This is a genomic window from Actinokineospora cianjurensis (genome assembly GCF_003663795.1).
Classification (GTDB): Bacteria; Actinomycetota; Actinomycetes; order Mycobacteriales; family Pseudonocardiaceae; genus Actinokineospora; species Actinokineospora terrae.
In genome coordinates, this window is the sequence record NZ_RCDD01000001.1 from 2,686,993 (window position 1) to 2,705,640 (window position 18,648).

Here is an 18,648-nt window from a genome sequence, read left to right on the forward strand (position 1 = left end):
CGATCACGAACTCTGCCCGTCAGCGCAGGATAGGAGAGGCGCGGAACGCCGGGGCGTGTTCGTGGAGGAAGGCGTCCAGGGTGCGCGGGGGGCGGCCAAGCAGGTGGGTGATGGTGTTGTTGGGGTGTTCCGGGTGGGTGGTGGCCAGGTGCTGGATCTCCAGGACGTGGTCGACGAGCCAGGGCGGGGCGCCTGCCAGTTCGGCGCGCAGTTCCGCCGGGGTGAGGGTGACGCAGCGGGTCGGGGCGCCTGCCGCGGTGAGTCGGGCGGCGATCTCGGGGTAGGAGATGGCTTCCGGGCCGGTGAGGACGTGGGTGCCGGTGGTCTTGGTGATCAGGGCGGCGACGGCGACGTCGGCCACGTCCCTGGCGTCCACCATGTTCAGCGGGGTGTCGCCGGTGGTGGTCGGGAACCAGCCGGTGGCGCGGACGCGGTCGGCGTGGAAGAGCAGGTTCTGGAAGAACGCGTACGGCCGCAGGAACGTGTGGCCGATCCCGGACGCGCGGACCGCCTCCTCCACGCGGTGGTGCATGCGGGCGATGGCGACCGGCGAGTCGGCCGGGCCGGGCGCGGACAGCTTGACCAGGTGGTCGACGCCTGCGCGGGCGGCCTCGGCGACCACGCCGAGTTCGATCTCCTCCTGGCGCGGGCCGTTGCCCATGGCCAGGAACACGCCGGACGCGCCCGTCAGCGCGGCCCGCAGCGCACCGGGGTCGGCGGCGTCCCCGACGACCTGCTCGACGCCCGGCGGGACGGTGCCCGGGGTGCGGACGAGTGCCCGGGTCGGCACCGCGCGGGTGTGCAGGGCGGGCAGGACGGCGCGTCCGGTGGTGCCGGTGCCGCCGATGACGAGGATCATGAATCCTTCTTCCGGTTGGAGGTGCGTGCGGCTGTGATGACCCCGCCGAGCGCGGCTGACGGCACAGCGTCGAGGAACAGCGTCGATCCGGCGAGTCCGGTGTGGACCAGCGCGAGACTGGCCACGAACGCCAAAGCCGCGCACAAGCAGGCGGCGACCAGCATCCGGACCGGGCGACGCCCACCGCGCGGTCCGAAGGTGACGGCCAGCGCGGCGAGCGCGGAGGGGATGGCGATCGTGGTGACCGAGGCAGCCGCCAGCCGGTGGTCCGCCAAGGCCAGGGCACTCGCGTAGCTCATGGCGGCGGGCATGACGTACGCCGGGATGACGTTCGCCGCGACCGTCGCGAGGGTTGTTCGGGGCACCGTTGCGCTCTTGGGGGTTGTTGCCACGCCGTCAACGCTAGGTTCGTTGTCCCAGGTGCACTAGTGGGTGAGATCCGAACGGACTGTTCCATCCATGGGACAATGACCGCATGGAAGAACTGGGTGACGTCGCGATCTTCGTCCAGGTCGTGGCGGCGGGGAGCTTCTCGGCCGCCGCGCGGGCGCTGTGGATGCCGAAGTCGTCGGTGAGCCGCCGAGTGGCCCGGCTGGAGAACCGGCTCGGCGTGCGGCTCCTGCACCGCACCACGCGGTCACTCGCCCTGACCGATGCCGGACGCGCCTACCACGCGCGAGTATCGGTGGCACTGTCCGAACTGGACTCGGCAGCGGGCGCCGCCGCGGACACCAGAGAGGCACCGCGCGGCGTCGTGCGGTTGGCCGCCAGGCCGGACGTCGGCGCGGAGGTGCTGCCGGAGTTGGTGGCCGCTTTCCTGGCCCGCTATCCGGAGGTGCGGGTGGACATGACCCTGTCGCCGTCAGTGGACTTGATCGAAGGCGGATTCGACCTGGCGCTGAGAGCGGGACCCGAGAGCCGCGGGTCGACCCGCCTCCAAGACACCCGCTTCCGGCTCTTCGCATCGCCGGTCTACTTGGCGCGCAAGGGAATCCCGCAACGCCCGGCAGACCTGAGTGGACACCTCTGCCTCCGGTTCGGCGACGCGGACCACTGGCACCTGCACGGCCCGCGCGGCGAGATCTCCGTCGCTGTGACAGGCCCCCTCGCGGCCGACGACCTGTCGTTCGTCCGACGGTCGGCAATCGCGGGCGTGGGCATCGCCCTTCTGCCGGACCCCGCGGTGGCCGCGTCCGTGCGGTCCGGCCTGCTCACGCCAGTACTGCCGGACCACCACGCCGAAGGCCAACCACTGCACCTGGTGGTCCCCTCGAACCGCCACCTACCCCTGCGAGTGGCCGTACTACGTGACTTCTTGCTGGCCAACTTCCCCCGGTGAAAAGACCGCGGCGCACAAGTCGTGCGCGCCTCGGCTGGTGCCACGGTCACGCTTGGTCCACAGTGGAGCTTTTGTCCTGCTAGCTGGGCAGCTCGGGGGCATACAGGGTGCGGAAGTACCAGCCCGCCGGGAACTGCGCCGTGCTCTTGTGCAGGCACTCGCTGGCCCACTCGACCCGCCCGGGGCTGGAGTCCCGGTACGCCTGCGCCTGGACCTCGCACTCGGTCACAGTGGCATAGGGCCCCACATAGGTGAACGGCGGCGGCGCGGCCACAGCGGGCGTGACCGCCCCCGCGACACCACGACGGCGAAGCAGAAAGCGAGGACCAGTCGACGCATGGTGGAGACCCTTCGGTGATCAGCACCCGGACCCGCCGAACGTACAACGCCGGACTCCACCCACGACCCCTTCCCACCAGAGTGCGGCCGACCGGATCACCCCACACCCCCGCTCGGCGGGGGCACCTCGGACCCACCGCCCCACCGGGTGGCCGCACTGGACCTGTCCCCCTGCTCGCCGCTCTTCCACCCGGGTCGCGGTGATCATCGGCGGGCATGGATCCGGGAGTTGTCCACAAGGTCGTCAGCCATCCACAGCCCGCGCGCGACGGCTATTGACAGGGCAGGGAAAGCGATAGGTTCAGAGATGGGGCCCCGGGCCCCGGGAGGGTGGGCCCCGGAGTGGAGTTGATCTTGATCGGGCCGGGTGGCCGGACTGGACTGCTCAAGCCGAGCCTGCCTGCCGAGCCGAGCGGCCGAGCTGGGCGGGCTGAGCCAGGTGTGGTCGAGCAGGGGGGTTGTTGGGTCAGTGGCCGAGTTGAGCGGTTGAGCTGGCTGGTTGAGTCGGGTGGTCGAGCTGGCTGGTCAAGCCGAGCTGGCTGAGCTGGCTCGTCGAACCCGAGCGATCAAGCCGAGCGGCCGAACCGACCGCCGAACCGAGCGGCCGAGCTGGCTGGTCGTGCCGGGTGGCCGGCTGGGCTGGTCGAGCCGAGCTGGCCGGGCGGGATGGTCGAGCTGAGCGGTTGAGCCGGGTGGTCGAGCATGTTGGCCACGCCGAGCTGGTCGAGCTGGCTGGTCGAGCTGAGCGGTCGTGCCGGGCGGTCGTGACGGGCGGCTGAGCCGGGTGGTCGGGCCGAGCGGCTGACTGGGGTGGCTGAGTCGGGGGTGGTCGAGCACGGGGTGTCTGCCGGTGGCCGAGTTGAGTGGTTGAGCGGGGAGGTCGGCTCAGCTGGTCGGGCAGGTGGCCGAGCTGGATGGTCGAGCCGGTGCGGTCGAACCCGTGCGGCTCAGCTGGCCTGCCGAGCCGAGCGGCCGAGCTGGGCGGGCTGAGCCAGGTGTGGTCGGGCTGGGTGGCTGGGGTGTTCGAGCGCCGTGCCGGGGGTTAGGGCTCCTGGGTGGAGCACTCCGCCGCCCGGCTCAGCAGCAAGGCGCGCTCGCGGGCGTTGTCGGTCAGGGTGGCGGCTCGTTCGAACTCGGCGCGGGCCTCGGTGGGGCGGGCGAGTTTGGTCAGCAGGTCGGCGCGGACCGCGGGGAGCAGGTGGTAGCGGGCGAGGGTTTTCGCGGCGACCAGGGCGTCCACCAGGTCCAGTGCGGCGGCCGGGCCCTCGGCCATCGACACGGCGACGGCGCGGTTCAGGTCGATCACGGGGGAGGGGGCGACGTGGGCCAGGACGGTGTAGAGGGCGGCGATGCGGGCCCAGTCGGTGTCCTGGGGTGTGCCTGCGCGGGCGTGGCAGGCGGCGATCGCGGCCTGCACGGTGTACCGACCGGTGCCCCCGCCCAGGGCGACCGCCCGGTCGAGTGCGGCGAGTCCGCGTTGGATCAGCAGCCGGTCCCAGCGGCCGCGGTCCTGGTCGAGCAGGGTGACGATCTCGCCCGCGGCGTCGGTGCGGGCGCGCAGCCGGGACGCCTGCAACTCCATCAGCGCGGTCAGCCCGTGCACCTCGGGTTCGTCCGGGGCGAGCGCGGCCAGGACCCGGCCCAACCGCATCGCCTCCGCGCACAGTGCCGGGCGGACCAGGTCGGGTCCCGCGGTGGCCGAGTAGCCCTCGTTGAACAGCAGGTAGACCACACCGAGGACGGACGCGAGCCGGGGCGCGAGTTCGGCGCCGGTCGGCACCTCGAACGGCACCCGCGCGTCGGCGAGCGCCTTCTTCGCCCGGACGACGCGCTGGGCCATCGTCGCGGTGGGGACGAGGAACGCGCGGGCGATCTCCTCGGTGCGCAGCCCGGCCAGCATCTTCAACGTCAGCGCCGCGCGGGCGGGCGGGGTGAGGACCGGGTGGCAGGCGGTGAACATCAGCCGCAGCACGTCGTCCTCGACCTGGTCGTCGTCCTCGACCCCGTCGGCGCGCTCGGCGGTGCGGCCGAGTTCGGCGACCTTCTCCGCCAGCCGGACCTCGCGCCGGACGCCGTCGACCGCGCGCCGCCGGGCGATCGTCATCAACCAGGCGCCGGGTTTGTCCGGGATGCCGGTCACCGGCCACTGCTCGAGCGCGGCGACCAGGGCGTCCTGGGCCAGGTCCTCGGCGACGCCGACATCGCGGACCACCCTGGCCAGCGCGCCGATGAGCCGGGCCGCCTCGATCCGCCAGACCGCCTCGACCGCCCGGTGGGTGGCGGGCATCGGCTCGTCGACTGGCACGCCCGGACTCAACCCGACCCGGCCGACCCGCGCAACCCGCCGCGTCCTCGCCGGTACCGGCCGAGAACGCGGCGGGTCGCGGGAGTCAGTCCGCGTTCTCGGCGCGCCACTTGGCCACGTTGGCCCGCCCCTGCTCACCCACACCGTCGACGAACGCGGCCACCTCCTCGGTGGCGTTGTCGCCGAAGTCCGCCGCCTCGAAGATCTGCCGGATCTCCACCTCGCCGACCCCGCCGGGGATCAGGTTGGGGCTGCGCTTGACCCACTCGACGGCCTCCTCCTTCGAGGCCACCTCCAGGATCGTGAACCCGGCGATCAACTCCTTGGTCTCGGCGAACGGCCCGTCGACCACCGTGCGGTCGTCCCCGTCGAACAGGACCCGCGCCCCCTTCGAACTCGGGTGCAGGCCGTCGCCAGCGAGCAGCACACCGGCCTTGACCAACTCCTCGTTGTACCGGCCCATCTCCACGAGCATCTCGGTGCTCGGCAACACCCCAGCCTCGGACTCAGCCGTCGCCTTGCCCATCACCATGAACCGCATGATCACAGCCTCCACGTCATCCGAACCCCGAGCCGTCCGCCCGGTCCACCACACGTCGAACGGGCACACCCGTTTTCGACATCCCGGCCCGACAATCTTCCAAGATTCTTCCCGGGGCCCAGTCGCGGCCGGAATGTCCGTTATGGACGAATGGTCTCGGCTAGAAGCCCATGTCCTTCAGCAACTTCCGCCAGAAGCCCAGTTTCCTTGGTGGCGGCTGCGGTGCGTGGACGGGCTGGGGCGGGGAACCACCCGCGGATGCGGGATACGGGGGCGCGGCCTGCCGTGGCTGTGGGTTGTGCCTGACGGGCGCGGGCATGGGCTGCCGCGTCGATGGCTGCGCGAACCCAGGCGTCGAGTAGAGCTGCGATGCCCGCAGGAGCACGTCGTCGGGGGAGTCCTGCGTAGTGGGCGGCTTCGCGGGCGTCGACATCCGGTAGACGCCACTGGTGGCGCCGCGGTCCACAGGGGTACCCGCCAACCTCGCCTTGGCCCGGTCGGCGCTGAGCGTCTGGAGGGACAACGCCCGGTCCAGTGTGATCTGGGGGGTCGCGGGCTTGCGGCCACCTGCCGTGTACGAGGTCACCAGGCTGGTGACGGTCACCCAGCGGCCCTTGAGGCCCTCGCAGCGCTCGCCGTGGATGCCCGCGAGCGCGCGGCTGGTGCGGGTGAAGGCGACGATGGTGAACGCGCCCGCGCAGAAGTTGCCGAAGTTGATGAACGTCATCGTCTTGCCGCCCGCGTGGTGCACGTGGACAGCGGTCACCTTGCCCACGACCGGAACCGTGTCGCCCACCCTGGCGAGCAGCGCCGTGCGGTCGGCGCACGACAGCGCCTGGGGACCGCTGGGGCGCTGCCGGGGAGTCGCGGGAGCCGCGTGCACGGCGGGCCGCTGTCCCGCGAGGATCCCCGGCACGCTGGAGAAGGGCGCGCCGCACGCGTCGCGCAGTCGCCGGGCGCGCTCGCGCAGTGCCGGGACGCGGTCCAGCGCGGCGAACACCCTGGAGGTGCCCGGGGCGGCGAAGTCGTCCTGCTCGAACAGCAGGTTCTCGCCCGTAACCCGCCACAGCCGAGGGTCGTGCCGAACCGCGTCGAGGGACAGGTCGATCACGGCTGAGGCGAAGAGGTCCAGGTCGGCGTGGTAGCTCTGGCCCCGGTCGGGGTGCTGGTAGTTGCGGTGCCCCGACTCGGAGGCACCCAGCGCGGCCAGCGACGGCAGGTACATCCCGTCGTAGTCGATCAACCACACCTTGGCCGACGGGTCGACCAGGATGTTGCCGTGCTGCAGGTCGCCGTGCGCGACGCCTGCCGCGCGCATCCTCGCCACGGCGTCCTGGACCTGCCCGCGCACGTGGTCGACCAGGTGGGGCTTGGTGAGGTTGTCGTCGATCCAGCTGTCTAGCCGCTGCCCGGAGATCCACGGCATGCGCACGATCGGGAAGCGGGCGCCGTTGACCAGGATCCCCTGCGGGACGTAGCGGACGTCGATCAGGAAGCCCATGGTCGGCTGGTTGGCCCGGATGAACTCGGCGATGGCCGCGTAGCGCTCTGCAGGTGGTTGCCCAGTTTGTGGAAGCACCGCACGGCGTGCAGCCGACCGCCGGTGGTGATGGTGAAGGTCAGCGCGAAGCCCCCGACGCGGAGTCGGGTACCTGCAGCTGGTTGCGCCGCACCTCGCCGCGCCGCAGGTCCGGCTCCGCGAACGACACCTGCGGGATCTGCAGCGCCTGCTGGTAGTCGACGAGTTGGGGCAGCTTCACGTCAGCACCACGCACACCGTCGAGTCGTCGTTGGCCAGCCCGCGCCCGCGTTCCCGCTCGACGTACGCGGCGAAGTCGGCCGCGCTGTCGAGGTGTTCGTGGACCGCGGGCACCACGTCGTCGCAGGCGTGCGACCGCAGCAGGTGCTGGGCGACGGCGTCGGTGGCCAGCACGAACACGTCGCCGTCGGCGGCCTCGCCCTCGGTGCGCCAGATCGCCGCCGCGTCCAGGTCGCCGCTGGTGCTGATCAGCGCCGGGAACCGGGAGAACTGCGTCCAGTCCTCGAGCGGGCCGACGGAGACCAGCCGTTCGCCGCTGAGGTGGAACAGGCAGCTGTCCCCCACCCCGGTCGCGGCGTAGCGGTCGCCGTCGACGCGCAGGCCGAGGAAGGTCGCGGCAGACCCCTCGGCCAACTTGGCGACGGCGTACCAGGGCAGCGCGTCATCGCGCACCGCCGCGTGCCACCGCTGCCGCAGTTCGGCGAGCACCTCCGGTGTCAGCGGATCGGCGCCTGCCGTGTAGGACTCGGTGAGCAGTCTGCTCCAGACCTCGGGCCGGGCGGCGGTGGAGGCGCCGTCGGATATCGCGACCAGGCCGAGTGCGGCGTCGCAGGCCACACTGTCCTCGTTCTCCTCCGGCTGCCTGCCTTGGGCACGGTCTGCCACCTGACGACGAGCGAGCGGGTGGTGGCCATGCCGCTCAGCCGGTGCCCGCAGTGAGCTCGTTCAGGCCGCCCGGCGTCACCGCGCGGGTGCCGATGTCGAGGAACTCCGTCACCGCGACCGCCTTGGCGTTGTAGAGGAACCCCCGCGCGCCCGGCCCGATCCGGTAGCCCGCCACCCCCGCTGCCTCGGCGAGCTGCGCGGGCAGTTCGCTGGACATCTCGAACAGCATGGTCGCGTAGGCGTCGGGCAGCGACTTGGCCGAACTCGGGAAGGCGACCTCGCCGACCGGGCCACCGGACAGGTGGACGTTGAACAGCAGCACCTGCCCGTCGTCGGTCCGCGTCGAGCGCAGCGCGGCAGCCGCCTGCCGCGGGTCGCCGTCGGTGCTGACCCCGTCGGTCAGGTTGATCACGATCGGCGGGAAGCTGTCGCGGAACCTCGCCGTCCACGCGGTCACGACCTTGGTGGCGACCTGCAGGGCGCGCACCATCGGGGTACCGCCGTCGCTCACCGGGTCCAGCCACACCGGCATGGCGAGCGGGGCCTCGATGATGCCGCCCGCGCCGTCCGGGATCTTGCGCAGCACTGGTCGATCCGCCTCGGCTCCCGTCCGACCTGGCTGATCGGCAGCACCGGGTTGGCCGTGTCGGCCCCGTGCAGCGCGAGGTCCACGTCGGTGCCGTAGCCGATCACGCCGACGTGGAAGTAGTCGTGGATCGTGTTGTCGCCCTTGCTGCACTGCACGACCGCGCTGCTCAGCAGCCGGTTGACCACGTCGGCCAGCGCCTTCGCCTTCGCCTTCGACGTCCCGTCCGTGCCCCACTGCTCCGACATCGAGTACGACTGGTCGATGAGCAGGAGCAACAACGCCGGCTGCCGCCGGTTGATTTCCGCGTGGTACACCGACATCCTCCTGGTCACCGCTGGGCCACCGATGGTAGCCGGCCACGGCCACCCCCGGTGCCGTACCGCCGGGAATCCCCGCACGGCGTCGCGTAATCGCCACTACCCAACCGGGGAGGCCCACCGCGTCGCGCCTCCGGATCTGGCGCGGTCATCCTCGCGCGCGTTGTACCGATCCGGACGAGATGAACGCGAGGAACCGAACGGCGGTCGGCGCGGAAATGTCCACTGTTTGTCCAGGATTCTTCGAGTCCCGTATTCCCAGACCCCGGGAGGTCCGGCCGAGTTCGACGCAGTTGGCGAACGCGTCACTACGCCTGCTTTTTCGCCAGACTGTCGTGAATGATGTCATCAAAGCCTCCAGGCTGAGCCGAGCAAACGGCTCGTCAAGTATTCCGCCGGCTCGCCGGGAATGGCATCCGCTGGTCGGGTGGTGCGCAATCCTCGCACTTGCGTCCACGCTGTGTGCTCGGGCGTGCGTCGTCGGTGACCGGCGACAAGGCGGGCGCGGTGTCGGACGCGCGCCGCGGCCGGTTCCCGGTCACCGCGTGCTAAATTCGCTGTCACTGACAGGTTGACCGTGACTCGATGGAGTGGATCCCATCCGTGGCGCGGCGAGCACGCCGGATTCCCCGACCCCGGAGGCTTCACGTGAAAGACACCCATGTCCCCGCGATCCAAGCCCTGCGCCTGGGCGCGGAGTTCCGGCGGCTGCGCACGGTGTCCGGGCTCACCCAGCAGCAGGCCGCTGACGCGCTCAACTGGTCACCTCGAACGCTGATCCGCAGGGAGAACGGCCTGGACAAGGTCACCGCCGCGACCGTGCACGCCCTGCTCGGCGTGTACGGGGTGACCGACCGGACCGAGCAGGACCGCCTCCTCGGACTCGCCGAGGAGAGCAGGCGCCCCTCGCCCTTCAGCGAGTACCGCGGCGCCGTGCAGCCGCAGCTGCTCACCCTCCTGGAGTTGGAGGGGGCAGCGCAGGCGATTCGCCAGGTCCACTCCGTCCTGCTGCCCGGGCTGTTGCAGATCGGCGACTACACGCGCGCGCTCCAACCGATCGACTGCACCCCCGAGGACCACCTGGTCAAGCAGCTCGAGCTCCGGCGGAGGCGGCAGCGCCTGCTGGAAGCGGACCGTTCTCCGGCGTACACTGTCCTGCTCGATGAGTCCGTCCTGCACCGCCACGTGGGAGGCGCGGCCGTGATGGCGGCGCAACTGCGCCACCTGCTCCGACTCGGCGACGCGGGGAAGGTGGACGTGCGGATCATCGAGTACTCGGCGGGTGCGCACCCGGGTCTCCGGGAGTCGTTCGCGATCTTCGACCTGGCCCCGGAGGGTGACGGTCTGGTCCTGGCGAACACCATCGTGTTCGTCGACCATCCCGTGCACAGCGCTTTGGTGCGCGACGACGAAGACCGCATAGCCGGTTACGGCAAGACGTTCGACGCGCTGACGCGCCTCGCCCTCTCCGCCGAGGAGAGCGCCCGCCGCATCGCCGATGAGCTTTCCCGGTACCCCAGCCCGTAACCGCCTCGGAAATCGACGACACACCCGCGTCGCGTCTTTCCTCACCAGGAGTGTGATGAGCGAGCAGGCTGGTACTTCGCAGCCACCCGCCGAATCGGGGGGCGAGCAGAAGTCCGTCGAACAACGGCGGGATTCTCTGCCCGCCAAGGAATCCGATCAGCGCCCGAGGCTGTACGAGATCGTGGCCAAGGCGTTCGGCAACGCCATCAGCTCCGATGCCAAGACGCGTCGTGCCAAGTCGATCGTGAACACGATCATGGCCTGGCCGACGGCGATCCTCCTACTGGCGGTGATTTTCCTGAGTCAGCATGACATGCCGTGGAGATGGATTCTTCCGTCCGCGGCCGGGGCGGCGACGGCGGTCGGGGTGATCCTCAAGGTGGTCCGGTGGTACAAGAGGAAGCCTGATCGGAAATGAGGGGGCCATCGACGCGATGACCCGGTCGCCGAACAATCCGGCGAGCAGGGTGACCGTCAAGCCGATTCCCAGGGGGACGCCCCAGCTGTCCGGTCTGATGAGGTCGTGGCTCAGAACCGCCGCGGCAACGGCGGCAAGCCCCGCGGCCGAGCAGTAGACGACGGCCGCCACTGTCCGATGTGGATTCCTGCCGGTCATGACCTCGGACTCCGGGTGATTGTGTCGGCGACTGGCACGGAGGACTTCCTTTCCGCAGGCCCGTGTCCGCGCCTCCCCCGGCGCGGACCACCTCCCGGCGACGAGACTACTGCACACGGCGGCCGGAAACGCCGTGCGCGAGCGGCAACCGCCCGCACGATGGGGTGATCGTCGACCACCCCGGGCCCGTTCATCCAACCACCGCCCACCGTCGATAGTTGATCTTGGCACGGGCGTCGCCGATATTCAACGCCGACGCCCACGAAGCAAGGGTCGCGCGGGGGTGCTCCTGCGTTACGCCATCACCCCGCCACCTGCGAGAACAGGCAGGTGCCCGCAGCTGCGGACGGCAAAAGTCCTGGTCAATTGTCACAATTGAGCAAGAATCGATTGTGTCCAGCGCATGACCATTAGCACGCGCACGCCTGGAATGGCGGATTCTCGCTGAACGGTGCCGTGGCGCGGCCGAACGTCCGCCCATCCGCGGGCCAGTGGTGCGACGCGCGAACGGCATCTGCCTGTGTGCTGCGGCAACCGAGTCCCAGCAGCGGCCGCCCGAACCTGGGTCTGGCGACCAGCTGCCGGTCCGCAGTCGGTGCGGCCCCGGTCCGTCGCGCGCGACGGACCGGTTGATGGCCCACCTCAGCGCCAGGACCGCCTGTCCTGTCTTGGGAATCAGCTAGGCAGGGTTCGTCATCAGTACCTGCACGATTTGCGCTTCGCGCCGGAATCGGTGGGTTCGTCAGTCCCGCCACTGCTCCGCGACGGGCTTGCCGGGGAACGGTTTGCCGATGAGGGCGAGGGGGATGAAGAAGCAGACCTGGCCGATGGCGGTGGTGAGGGTGGTGAGGGCCTTGTCGTCGTAGTGGGTGGTGGCCCTGGTGTAGAGGTCGTCGGTGACTCGTTCGGTGTGGGGGTTGGGGGTGAGGACGGCTTCTACCAGGGCCAGTGCGGTTCGTTCGGGGGCGGTGAAGTGGGGTGAGTCCTGCCAGGACGCGACGGCGGTGATGCGGTCCTCTGGCTCGCCCGCCGTGCGCAGGCCCGTGGTGTGCCGGACGGTCAGGTAGGTGCTGCCGACGATCTGCCCGGCGCGCAGTTGCACCAGGCCGATGGTGGTCGGGGAGACCGAGCCGTTGGCGGTGGCCGCGAACAGGGCCGCGCCGACCTGGTCCAGTTCGGGGATGAGCTTGGTGGGGTCGGGCAAACGCGACGTGGTCATGGTTTCCTTCCCGGAACTCGCGGTGGTCACTGCCATGACGGGTCGCGAGCGGCGGAGGTGACCGTGCCCGGGCTGTCACACCCGGGGCGCCCGGTTCGTCATGCGCACGACCGACCCGAGAGGCGACCCGTGGACGAACACGACTTCCTGGCTCACCGGTTCGAGGGGCACCGCGCGCACCTCAAGGCGGTGGCCAACCGGATGCTCGGCTCGCCGACCGACGCCGACGACGCCGTCCAGGAGGCGTGGCTGCGGCTCGCCCGCACCGGGACCGCGGGCATCGACAACCTCGGCGGCTGGCTGACCACCGTCGTCGGCCGGGTCTGCCTGGACATGCTGCGCACCCGCAAGCAGCGCAGGGAGGACCCGCACGACGCCCGGCTGCCGGACCCGGTCGTCACCGGTCCCGAGGACGAGGTGCTGGTCGCGGACGCGGTCGGGGTGGCGCTGCTGGTGGTGCTGGAGTCGCTGAACCCGGCCGAGCGGTTGGCCTTCGTCCTGCACGACCTGTTCGGCGTGCCGTTCGAGCGGATCGCCCCGATCATGGACCGCACCCCGGCCGCGGCCAGGAAACTCGCCAGCCGCGCCCGCCAACGCGTCCAGGGCGCCCCCGTCCCCGACCGGGCCGCACAACGCCGCGTCGTCGACGCCTTCCTGGCCGCCGCGCGCGGTGGCGACCTGACCGCCCTGATGGCAGTCCTCGACCCCGATGTCACGCTGAGAGCCGATGGCGGGAAGACGCGTCCCAGCCAGGTCCTGCGCGGCGCCGACGCCGTGGCGGGCCGGCTCGCCACCTTCCACCGCATGGCCACCACCACGACCAGCCGCGCCGCAGTGGTCAACGGCACCGCCGGACTGGTCAACACCGCCGGAGACGCGCTCGTCTCCATCATGGGCTTCACCACGGCCAACGGGAAGATCACCGGGATCGACATCCTCGCCGACCCCGACCGCCTCGCCGGTCTCGACCACTGCTCGGTCTTTTAGGCAGCCCTGCCAGCATCGGGCGGTCGGGTGGTCGGGGCACTTCGGAGGAATCATGGCGGTCGACGAGAACCCCAGCGCGTTCACCGTGTGCGTCGTCGGTGCCGGGCCGCGTGGGGTGGCGGTGGTGGAGCGGATCTGCGCGAACCTGCGCGCGCTGGGCGGTGCCGCGCCCCGGGTGGTGGTGCACCTGGTGGACGCGGTCGGTGACGGTGGCGGTCGGGTCTGGCGGACCACGCAGCCGCGGGAGCTGGTGATGAACACCGTTGCCTGCCAGGTCACCATGTTCACCGACGAGACCGTGCACTGCGCGGGACCGGTGGCGCCGGGGCCGAGCCTGTACGACTGGGCCCGGTTCGTCACCGAGGGCGTCGACGACTACCCGGAGCCCGTGCGCTCCGAGGCCGCCGCCCTCGGTCCCGACTCGTACCCGTCGCGCTCCTTCTACGGCCACTACGTGGGTTGGGTGCTGCGCGGACTCATCAGCACCGCGCCCGCGTCGCTGTCGGTACGGACCGTTCGCGCCACCGCGGTCGCGCTCGACGACGACGCTGACGGGACCCAGGTGTTGACCCTGGACAACGGGGATCGGTTGCGCGGCTTGAACTCCGTGGTCCTCGCGCAGGGCCACGTCGACCGTGAGCCCATCGGCCCGGAGTCGGCGCTGATCGGGTTCGCCGCCCGCGCGGGCCTGCGCTACATCCCGCCGAACAACCCGGCCGAGGTCGACTTGAGCGGGATCGAGCCCGGTGAAGCTGTTGCGCTGCGCGGGATGGGGCTGAACTTCTTCGACTACATGGCTTTGCTGACCACCGGCCGCGGCGGCCACTTCACCGAGACCCCGGAAGGCTTGGCGTACCAGCCATCCGGACGCGAACCCCTGCTGTACACCGGTTCTCGCCGCGGCCTGCCGTACCACGCCCGCGGCGAGAACCAGAAGGGCGTCGCGGGCAGGCACGAACCGATGTTCCTCACCGAGGAGCGCGTCGAGCGGTTCCGCGCCAGGGCCGCGGCGGGTTCCCCGGTGCACTTCCGCCGCGACCTCTGGCCGCTGATCACCTCCGAGGTGCGGCTCGCCTACCACGCGGCCCTGATCGCCGAACGCGACGGCCGGTGGATGGCCCGCGCGTTCACCCTGGAGTACGTCGACGTCGCCACCACCGACCGCGCCACCGCTGTGGAGTCACGACTGCTGGACCGCTACGGCGTCGCCAGGTCCGAGCGCTGGGACTGGGATCGGGTCGTGCGGCCGTGGGGGGAGCGGACCTTCTCCTCGCACGCGGAGTACCAGGGCTGGCTGCTGACCCACCTGCGCGAGGACGTGGCGCAAGCCGAGCTCGGGAACGTCCGCGGGCCGCTCAAGGCGGCCATGGACGTGCTGCGGGACCTGCGCAACGAGATCCGCTTGGTGGTAGATCACCGGGGTCTCGCCGGAACGTCCTACCGCGACGAGCTGAACCGCTGGTACGGCCCGCTCAACGCCTTCCTGTCGATCGGGCCCCCGGTGCGGCGGATCCGGGAGATGATCGCCCTGGTCGAGGCGGGCGTGCTGACCGTGCTGGCCCCGGGCGTGCAGGCGCGACCGGCCCCGGGCGGCACCGAGTTCCTGGTGGGCGCGAACACCGTGCCCGACACGGTGACGGTGACATCGCTGATCGAGGCCCGCCTGCCCGAGCCGCACCTGGAGCACACCACGGACCCGTTGCTGCGCTACCTGTGGATCACCGGCCAGTGCGCCCCGTACCACATCCCGGACGACGCCGACACGGCCTCCGCGGGCTTCGACACCGGCGCCGTCGCCGTCACCACCCGCCCCTACCACCTGGTGGACGCCACCGGAGCCGCCCACCCCCACCGCTTCGCCTTCGGCGTCCCCACCGAGTCGGTCCACTGGCTCACCGCCGCGGGCATCCGCCCCGGCTCCAACTCCGTGATCCTCACCGACGCGGACGCCATCGCCCGAGCCGCCCTGAACTTGACTGATGAGTCCGCCGTGGACTCGATTCCGGCCGCCCGCCTGACCAACTAGAGATCCGTAGGTCCGCTGTGGACCTAACCTCCACACAAACCGCCCGCCCTCGCCAGCTGGGTAGGGCGGTCAGGAGCCCACGCTCTGGGAGAAGTGGAAGACGTTGTCCGGGTCGTACGCGTGCTTGACCTGGGTCAGGCGGGTGTAGTTGGGGCCGTAGTAGGCCGTTTGCCAGTCGGGGAGGCCGTTGTGGCCGTAGTTCTGGTAGGTGTGGCCGGTGGAGTGGGGGGTCATGGTGGTGAAGCCGGTGTCGGCCCAGTGGGTGGCTGTGGTGTGGTCGTCGGGGGTGGTGGCGGTGGTGAGGGCGGCTGAGAAGCCGAGGGCGAACTGGGCTGTGCGGTGGGGCCAGGCGGTGGCGGTGACCGGTACTCGGATGGCTTGTCCGCCCCAGGCGACGAAGTTGAGGGAGCGGTTCTGGCCGGGGCGGCGGTTCGCCTCGAAGGCCGTGAGGATCGCGTCGATGCCGGTGCTGGGGATCGCGCGGGCGAACGTGCGGTAGCGGTGCGCCACGAAGGTGGTGCGCGGCAACAGGGCGTCCGGGGTCTGGCCGGTGATGTGGCACTGCGACGCCGTTTTGTCCGAGCAGCCGAACGCGCGCATCATCGCGGTGGCATAAGGGAGTTCCTCGGCGGTGTTGCTGGTGGGCGCGGCGCCGACGGCGGAGACCAGGCGGGCGATCGCGGCGTCGGCCGCGGCCTTGGTGCCCAGGTGCGCGCCGACGACCTGCAGCAGCGGTACGGCGGCGGGTGCCGAGTCCGGCAGCACCGCGACCAGGACCGACGCGAGCTCGTCCTCGCCGGTGATCACCCACCGCTGCCACGCGGCGATGACCTCCGCCGCCCGGTCCCAGCTCCAGGTCAGCCGGTAGCTCACCACCCGGCTCAGCCGGGTCGGCAGGCTCTCGAACTCGGTGACGACGCCGAAGTTGCCGCCACCGCCGCCGCGCAGGGCCCAGAACAGGTCGCTGTGCTCGGTGGCGCTGGCCCGGACCGCGCGCCCGTCGGCGAGCACCACGCGGGCCGAGACCAGCCGGTCGGACGCGGTGCCGTACTTGCGGGTCTGCCAGCCGAGGCCGCCGCCGAGGGTGAACCCGCCCGCGCTCACCGTGGGGCAGCCGCCTGCCGGGAGCGCGATCCCGTGCGGGGACAGCGCCGCCACCGAGTCGACGCCGCGCAGCCCCGGTCCGAATCGGACGGTCGAGCCGGGGACCACGTGCGCCAGCCGGGACGTGTCGACCACCAGGCCCGGGGTGGTGGACCAGCCGTTGAAGCTGTGGCCGCCGCTGCGCACCGCGAGCGGGATGCCGCGCTCGCGGGCGAACCGGACCGAGGTGCTGACGTCCGCGGTGCTCGCGCAGTAGACGATCGCGCGCGGGTTCACCGCGTCGAACTCGGCGCTGACGAGCTGCTTGGCGCTCGGGTACGCGGCGTCCGACGGCAGCACCACGGTGCCCGCGATCCGCTCGCGCAGCGCCGAGACGTCCTTTGTGGACCGAACGAGCGCCGCGCCTGCGGCGGGCGCGGCGAGCAGACCGGTGGACGCCAGCGCGGTCCCGGTGCCCAGCCGCAGGAATGACCGTCGAGTGCGCACGCGCGTGCCCCGCTTTCGTCGAACGACCGGCAATGGCCTTTTCGCGCGACCACGCTAGCAGTGATCCACGGCGGTGGCACCGGTGTCTTGCTCGATATTCTAGGTCCTGGTGTATTCGCAGTAGCGGTATCGCAGACCGGTGGAGGAATTCAGCCAACCGGTGCTCGGTTCCACCTCGGTGAGTTGCCACCCGGTGTCCAATGACGGGGCGTGTGCGTCGCCGCGGAATGTGCCTGCCACATGGGTGACGTGCACCTGGGTGGCCCATTCGATGGCCACCCGGTAGATCTCCCCACCACCAATCACCCACCGCGGTCCGGATGGGACCATGGCCAATGCCGCCGCCAGCGAGTCGGTGACGTCCGCGCCCTCGGCCCGCCAGTCGTCTTGCCTGGTCAGGACGATGTTGCGGCGCCCGGGCAGTGGCCGGAACCGTGCGGGCAACGAGTCCCAGGTGCGCCTGCCCATGATGACCGCGGCACCGGCAGTTTTCTGCCGGAATCGGGACAAATCCTCCGGCAGGTACCAGGGTATCGTTCCATTGCTGCCCAACACGCCATTGGTCGATTGAGCCCAGATCAATCCCACGCTCATACTGCTACCGGCGCCGGAATCGCGGGGTGGTGTCGGTAGGACACGATCCTCAGGTCGGCGTAGGTGTAGTCGAACAACGACGGCGCCGGGGTCAGTCGGAGTTCGGGGAAGGGGAACGCGGCGCGGCCGAGCTGTTCGCGCACCTGGGTCTCGTGGTTGTCGTACACGTGGCAATCACCGCCGCACCAGATCAGCTCGCCGGGGACAAGGCCCACCTGCTGGGCGACCATCGAGGTCAGCAGCGCGTACCCGGCGATGTTGAACGGCAGCCCGAGGAACAGGTCGGCGCTGCGCTGGTAGAGCTGGCAGGACAGCCTGCCGTCGGAGACGTGGAACTGGAACAGCACGTGACAGGGGGGAAGGGCCATCTTGTCCAGATCGGCGACGTTCCAGGCGGACACGACCATCCGCCGCGAGTCCGGGTCGGTGCGCAGCGTGCGCAGGACCTGCGCCAGCTGGTCGACGTGGCCGCCGTCCGGGGTGGGCCAGGACCGCCACTGCACGCCGTAGACCGGACCGAGGTCACCGTCGGGCCCGGCCCACTCGTCCCAGATGGTCACCCCGTGCTCGGTCAGCCAGCCCACGTCGCTGTCCCCGCGCAGGAACCACAGCAACTCGTAGGCGATGGAGCGGAAATGGACGCGTTTGGTGGTCACCAGGGGGAACCCGGCCGCCAGGTCGTAGCGCAACCGGTGGCCGAACAGCGACCGGGTGCCGACGCCGGTGCGGTCGCGTTTGCGCGTGCCCTCGGTCGCCACGAGGCGCAGCAGGTCCTCGTACTGGGTGTCGGGTGGGGGCGAGTCGGTCATCGGGGTGTCGTCGTCTCCGGGGTCGGGGCGGGGTCAGTGCTCGCGCAGCCAGTCGCGGACGCCGACCAGGGCGTCCCCGCCGCTGGCGGCGTCGATGTCGGTGGCCAGTTCGGCGATCGTGACGGTGCCGAGCGCGGCGCGCCAGGCCAGTTCCGCGGCGCCCATCGCCCTGGCCACCGGGCAGCGGTTGGCGCACCTGGCCGGGTCCGCCGCGAGCGGGCCGCGCCTGCGGATCTCGGTGCAGCGGAAGAAGGGCGCCGGTCCGTCGATGGCCGCCACCACGTCGAGCATGGTGATCTCGGCGGCCGGCCTGGTCAGCGTGTAGCCGCCGTCCTGGCCCTGGGTCGAGCGCACCACGCCCGCCCTGGCCAGGGCCTGCAGGTGCTTGGCGAGGTAGGCGGGCGGGACGTCGTGCAGTTCGGCGAGGCGCAGGGTGGGCACCGGGTGCTCGGTCTGGCTGAGGCTGACGCAGCAGTGCAGCGCCCACTCCACCCCGTTGGACAGCTTCATTCGCCCGATCCTAGATCTCGGACGAGATGTGTCCAAGTTGATCGCCGTGTGCTAGG

Annotated in this window: 21 protein-coding genes; 5 read left to right on the forward strand and 16 right to left on the reverse strand. The window is 71.0% G+C overall.

Annotated features, from left to right (window positions below):
- Positions 1-19: 19 nt before the first annotated feature.
- Both CLV68_RS12005 and CLV68_RS12010 read right to left on the reverse strand, forming a co-directional pair.
- Positions 20-859 (reverse strand): NAD(P)H-binding protein, encoded by an 840-nt coding sequence (locus CLV68_RS12005; RefSeq protein ID WP_121390422.1) that lies wholly within the window; start codon positions 857-859, stop codon positions 20-22.
- Positions 856-1,251 carry a hypothetical protein gene (locus CLV68_RS12010; RefSeq protein WP_147459955.1) on the reverse strand — a complete coding sequence of 132 codons (396 nt, stop codon included), beginning with the start codon at positions 1,249-1,251 and terminating at the stop codon, positions 856-858. The genes CLV68_RS12005 and CLV68_RS12010 overlap by 4 nt, the downstream gene beginning before the upstream one ends.
- 83 nt (positions 1,252-1,334) lie before the next feature.
- Between CLV68_RS12010 and CLV68_RS12015 the strand changes: the two genes are divergently transcribed.
- Complete coding sequence (locus tag CLV68_RS12015; protein WP_121390424.1) at positions 1,335-2,198, forward strand: LysR family transcriptional regulator; 864 nt, start codon at positions 1,335-1,337, stop codon at positions 2,196-2,198.
- A gap of 79 nt (positions 2,199-2,277) precedes the next feature.
- Here the strand turns inward: CLV68_RS12015 and CLV68_RS33805 are convergent, their stop codons facing one another.
- The 9 genes from CLV68_RS33805 to CLV68_RS12050 form a co-directional block, all read right to left on the reverse strand.
- Positions 2,278-2,427, reverse strand: a complete 150-nt coding sequence (locus tag CLV68_RS33805) for a hypothetical protein (protein ID WP_170224231.1) — start codon at positions 2,425-2,427, stop codon at positions 2,278-2,280.
- 1,152 nt (positions 2,428-3,579) lie between these two features.
- Complete coding sequence (locus CLV68_RS12025) at positions 3,580-4,824, reverse strand: RNA polymerase sigma factor (RefSeq protein WP_121391135.1); 1,245 nt, start codon at positions 4,822-4,824, stop codon at positions 3,580-3,582.
- 103 nt (positions 4,825-4,927) lie between these two features.
- Positions 4,928-5,383: a YciI family protein gene (locus CLV68_RS12030; RefSeq protein WP_121391136.1), complete on the reverse strand. Its 456-nt coding sequence runs from the start codon at positions 5,381-5,383 to the stop codon at positions 4,928-4,930.
- Between the two features lie 160 nt (positions 5,384-5,543).
- The gene (locus CLV68_RS12035; protein ID WP_121390426.1) at positions 5,544-6,962 is read right to left on the reverse strand and encodes a lipopolysaccharide kinase InaA family protein; all 1,419 of its coding nucleotides are present in this window, start codon (positions 6,960-6,962) and stop codon (positions 5,544-5,546) included.
- Positions 6,963-7,002: 40 nt separating this feature from the next.
- Positions 7,003-7,143 (reverse strand): hypothetical protein, encoded by a 141-nt coding sequence (locus CLV68_RS33810; protein ID WP_170224232.1) that lies wholly within the window; start codon positions 7,141-7,143, stop codon positions 7,003-7,005.
- A complete protein-coding gene (locus tag CLV68_RS12040; RefSeq protein WP_170224233.1) occupies positions 7,140-7,808 on the reverse strand; it encodes a protein phosphatase 2C domain-containing protein in 669 nt (222 codons plus the stop codon). Before CLV68_RS12040 ends, CLV68_RS33810 begins: the two co-directional genes overlap by 4 nt.
- 34 nt (positions 7,809-7,842) lie before the next feature.
- Entirely contained in the window at positions 7,843-8,394 is a 552-nt protein-coding gene (locus CLV68_RS34695; protein WP_211346475.1) for a vWA domain-containing protein, read from the reverse strand.
- Positions 8,316-8,729: a hypothetical protein gene (locus CLV68_RS34700; RefSeq protein WP_211346476.1), complete on the reverse strand. Its 414-nt coding sequence runs from the start codon at positions 8,727-8,729 to the stop codon at positions 8,316-8,318. The genes CLV68_RS34695 and CLV68_RS34700 overlap by 79 nt, the downstream gene beginning before the upstream one ends.
- Before the next feature lie 133 nt (positions 8,730-8,862).
- Positions 8,863-9,063, reverse strand: coding sequence for a DUF397 domain-containing protein (locus CLV68_RS12050; RefSeq protein WP_121390428.1), 201 nt, complete (start codon positions 9,061-9,063; stop codon positions 8,863-8,865).
- Positions 9,064-9,362: 299 nt separating this feature from the next.
- On the opposite strand from CLV68_RS12050, the gene CLV68_RS12055 reads away from it, so the two are divergent.
- Both CLV68_RS12055 and CLV68_RS12060 read left to right on the forward strand, forming a co-directional pair.
- Complete coding sequence (locus tag CLV68_RS12055; RefSeq protein ID WP_170224234.1) at positions 9,363-10,241, forward strand: helix-turn-helix domain-containing protein; 879 nt, start codon at positions 9,363-9,365, stop codon at positions 10,239-10,241.
- 55 nt (positions 10,242-10,296) lie between these two features.
- A complete protein-coding gene (locus tag CLV68_RS12060; RefSeq protein ID WP_147459956.1) occupies positions 10,297-10,659 on the forward strand; it encodes a hypothetical protein in 363 nt (120 codons plus the stop codon).
- A gap of 940 nt (positions 10,660-11,599) precedes the next feature.
- Here the strand turns inward: CLV68_RS12060 and CLV68_RS34705 are convergent.
- Complete coding sequence (locus CLV68_RS34705; protein ID WP_211346477.1) at positions 11,600-12,076, reverse strand: carboxymuconolactone decarboxylase family protein; 477 nt, start codon at positions 12,074-12,076, stop codon at positions 11,600-11,602.
- A 129-nt stretch (positions 12,077-12,205) separates the two neighbouring features.
- Between CLV68_RS34705 and CLV68_RS12070 the strand changes: the two genes are divergently transcribed.
- On the forward strand, positions 12,206-13,063 hold the full coding sequence (locus tag CLV68_RS12070) for a sigma-70 family RNA polymerase sigma factor (RefSeq protein WP_121390432.1): 858 nt from the start codon (positions 12,206-12,208) through the stop codon (positions 13,061-13,063).
- A 52-nt stretch (positions 13,064-13,115) separates the two neighbouring features.
- Complete coding sequence (locus CLV68_RS12075) at positions 13,116-15,089, forward strand: FAD/NAD(P)-binding protein (protein ID WP_121390433.1); 1,974 nt, start codon at positions 13,116-13,118, stop codon at positions 15,087-15,089.
- A 69-nt stretch (positions 15,090-15,158) separates the two neighbouring features.
- On the opposite strand, the gene CLV68_RS12080 is transcribed toward CLV68_RS12075, so the two are convergent.
- The 4 genes from CLV68_RS12080 to CLV68_RS12095 all read right to left on the reverse strand — a co-directional run bounded on the left by CLV68_RS12080 (position 15,159) and on the right by CLV68_RS12095 (position 18,592).
- Positions 15,159-16,679, reverse strand: a complete 1,521-nt coding sequence (locus tag CLV68_RS12080) for an FAD-binding oxidoreductase (RefSeq protein ID WP_246009774.1) — start codon at positions 16,677-16,679, stop codon at positions 15,159-15,161.
- Between the two features lie 99 nt (positions 16,680-16,778).
- A complete protein-coding gene (locus CLV68_RS12085; protein ID WP_121390434.1) occupies positions 16,779-17,273 on the reverse strand; it encodes a dihydrofolate reductase in 495 nt (164 codons plus the stop codon).
- A complete protein-coding gene (locus tag CLV68_RS12090; protein WP_121390435.1) occupies positions 17,270-18,082 on the reverse strand; it encodes a thymidylate synthase in 813 nt (270 codons plus the stop codon). The genes CLV68_RS12085 and CLV68_RS12090 overlap by 4 nt, the downstream gene beginning before the upstream one ends.
- Positions 18,083-18,115: 33 nt before the next feature.
- Complete coding sequence (locus CLV68_RS12095; protein ID WP_092782959.1) at positions 18,116-18,592, reverse strand: RrF2 family transcriptional regulator; 477 nt, start codon at positions 18,590-18,592, stop codon at positions 18,116-18,118.
- Positions 18,593-18,648 lie beyond the last annotated feature (56 nt).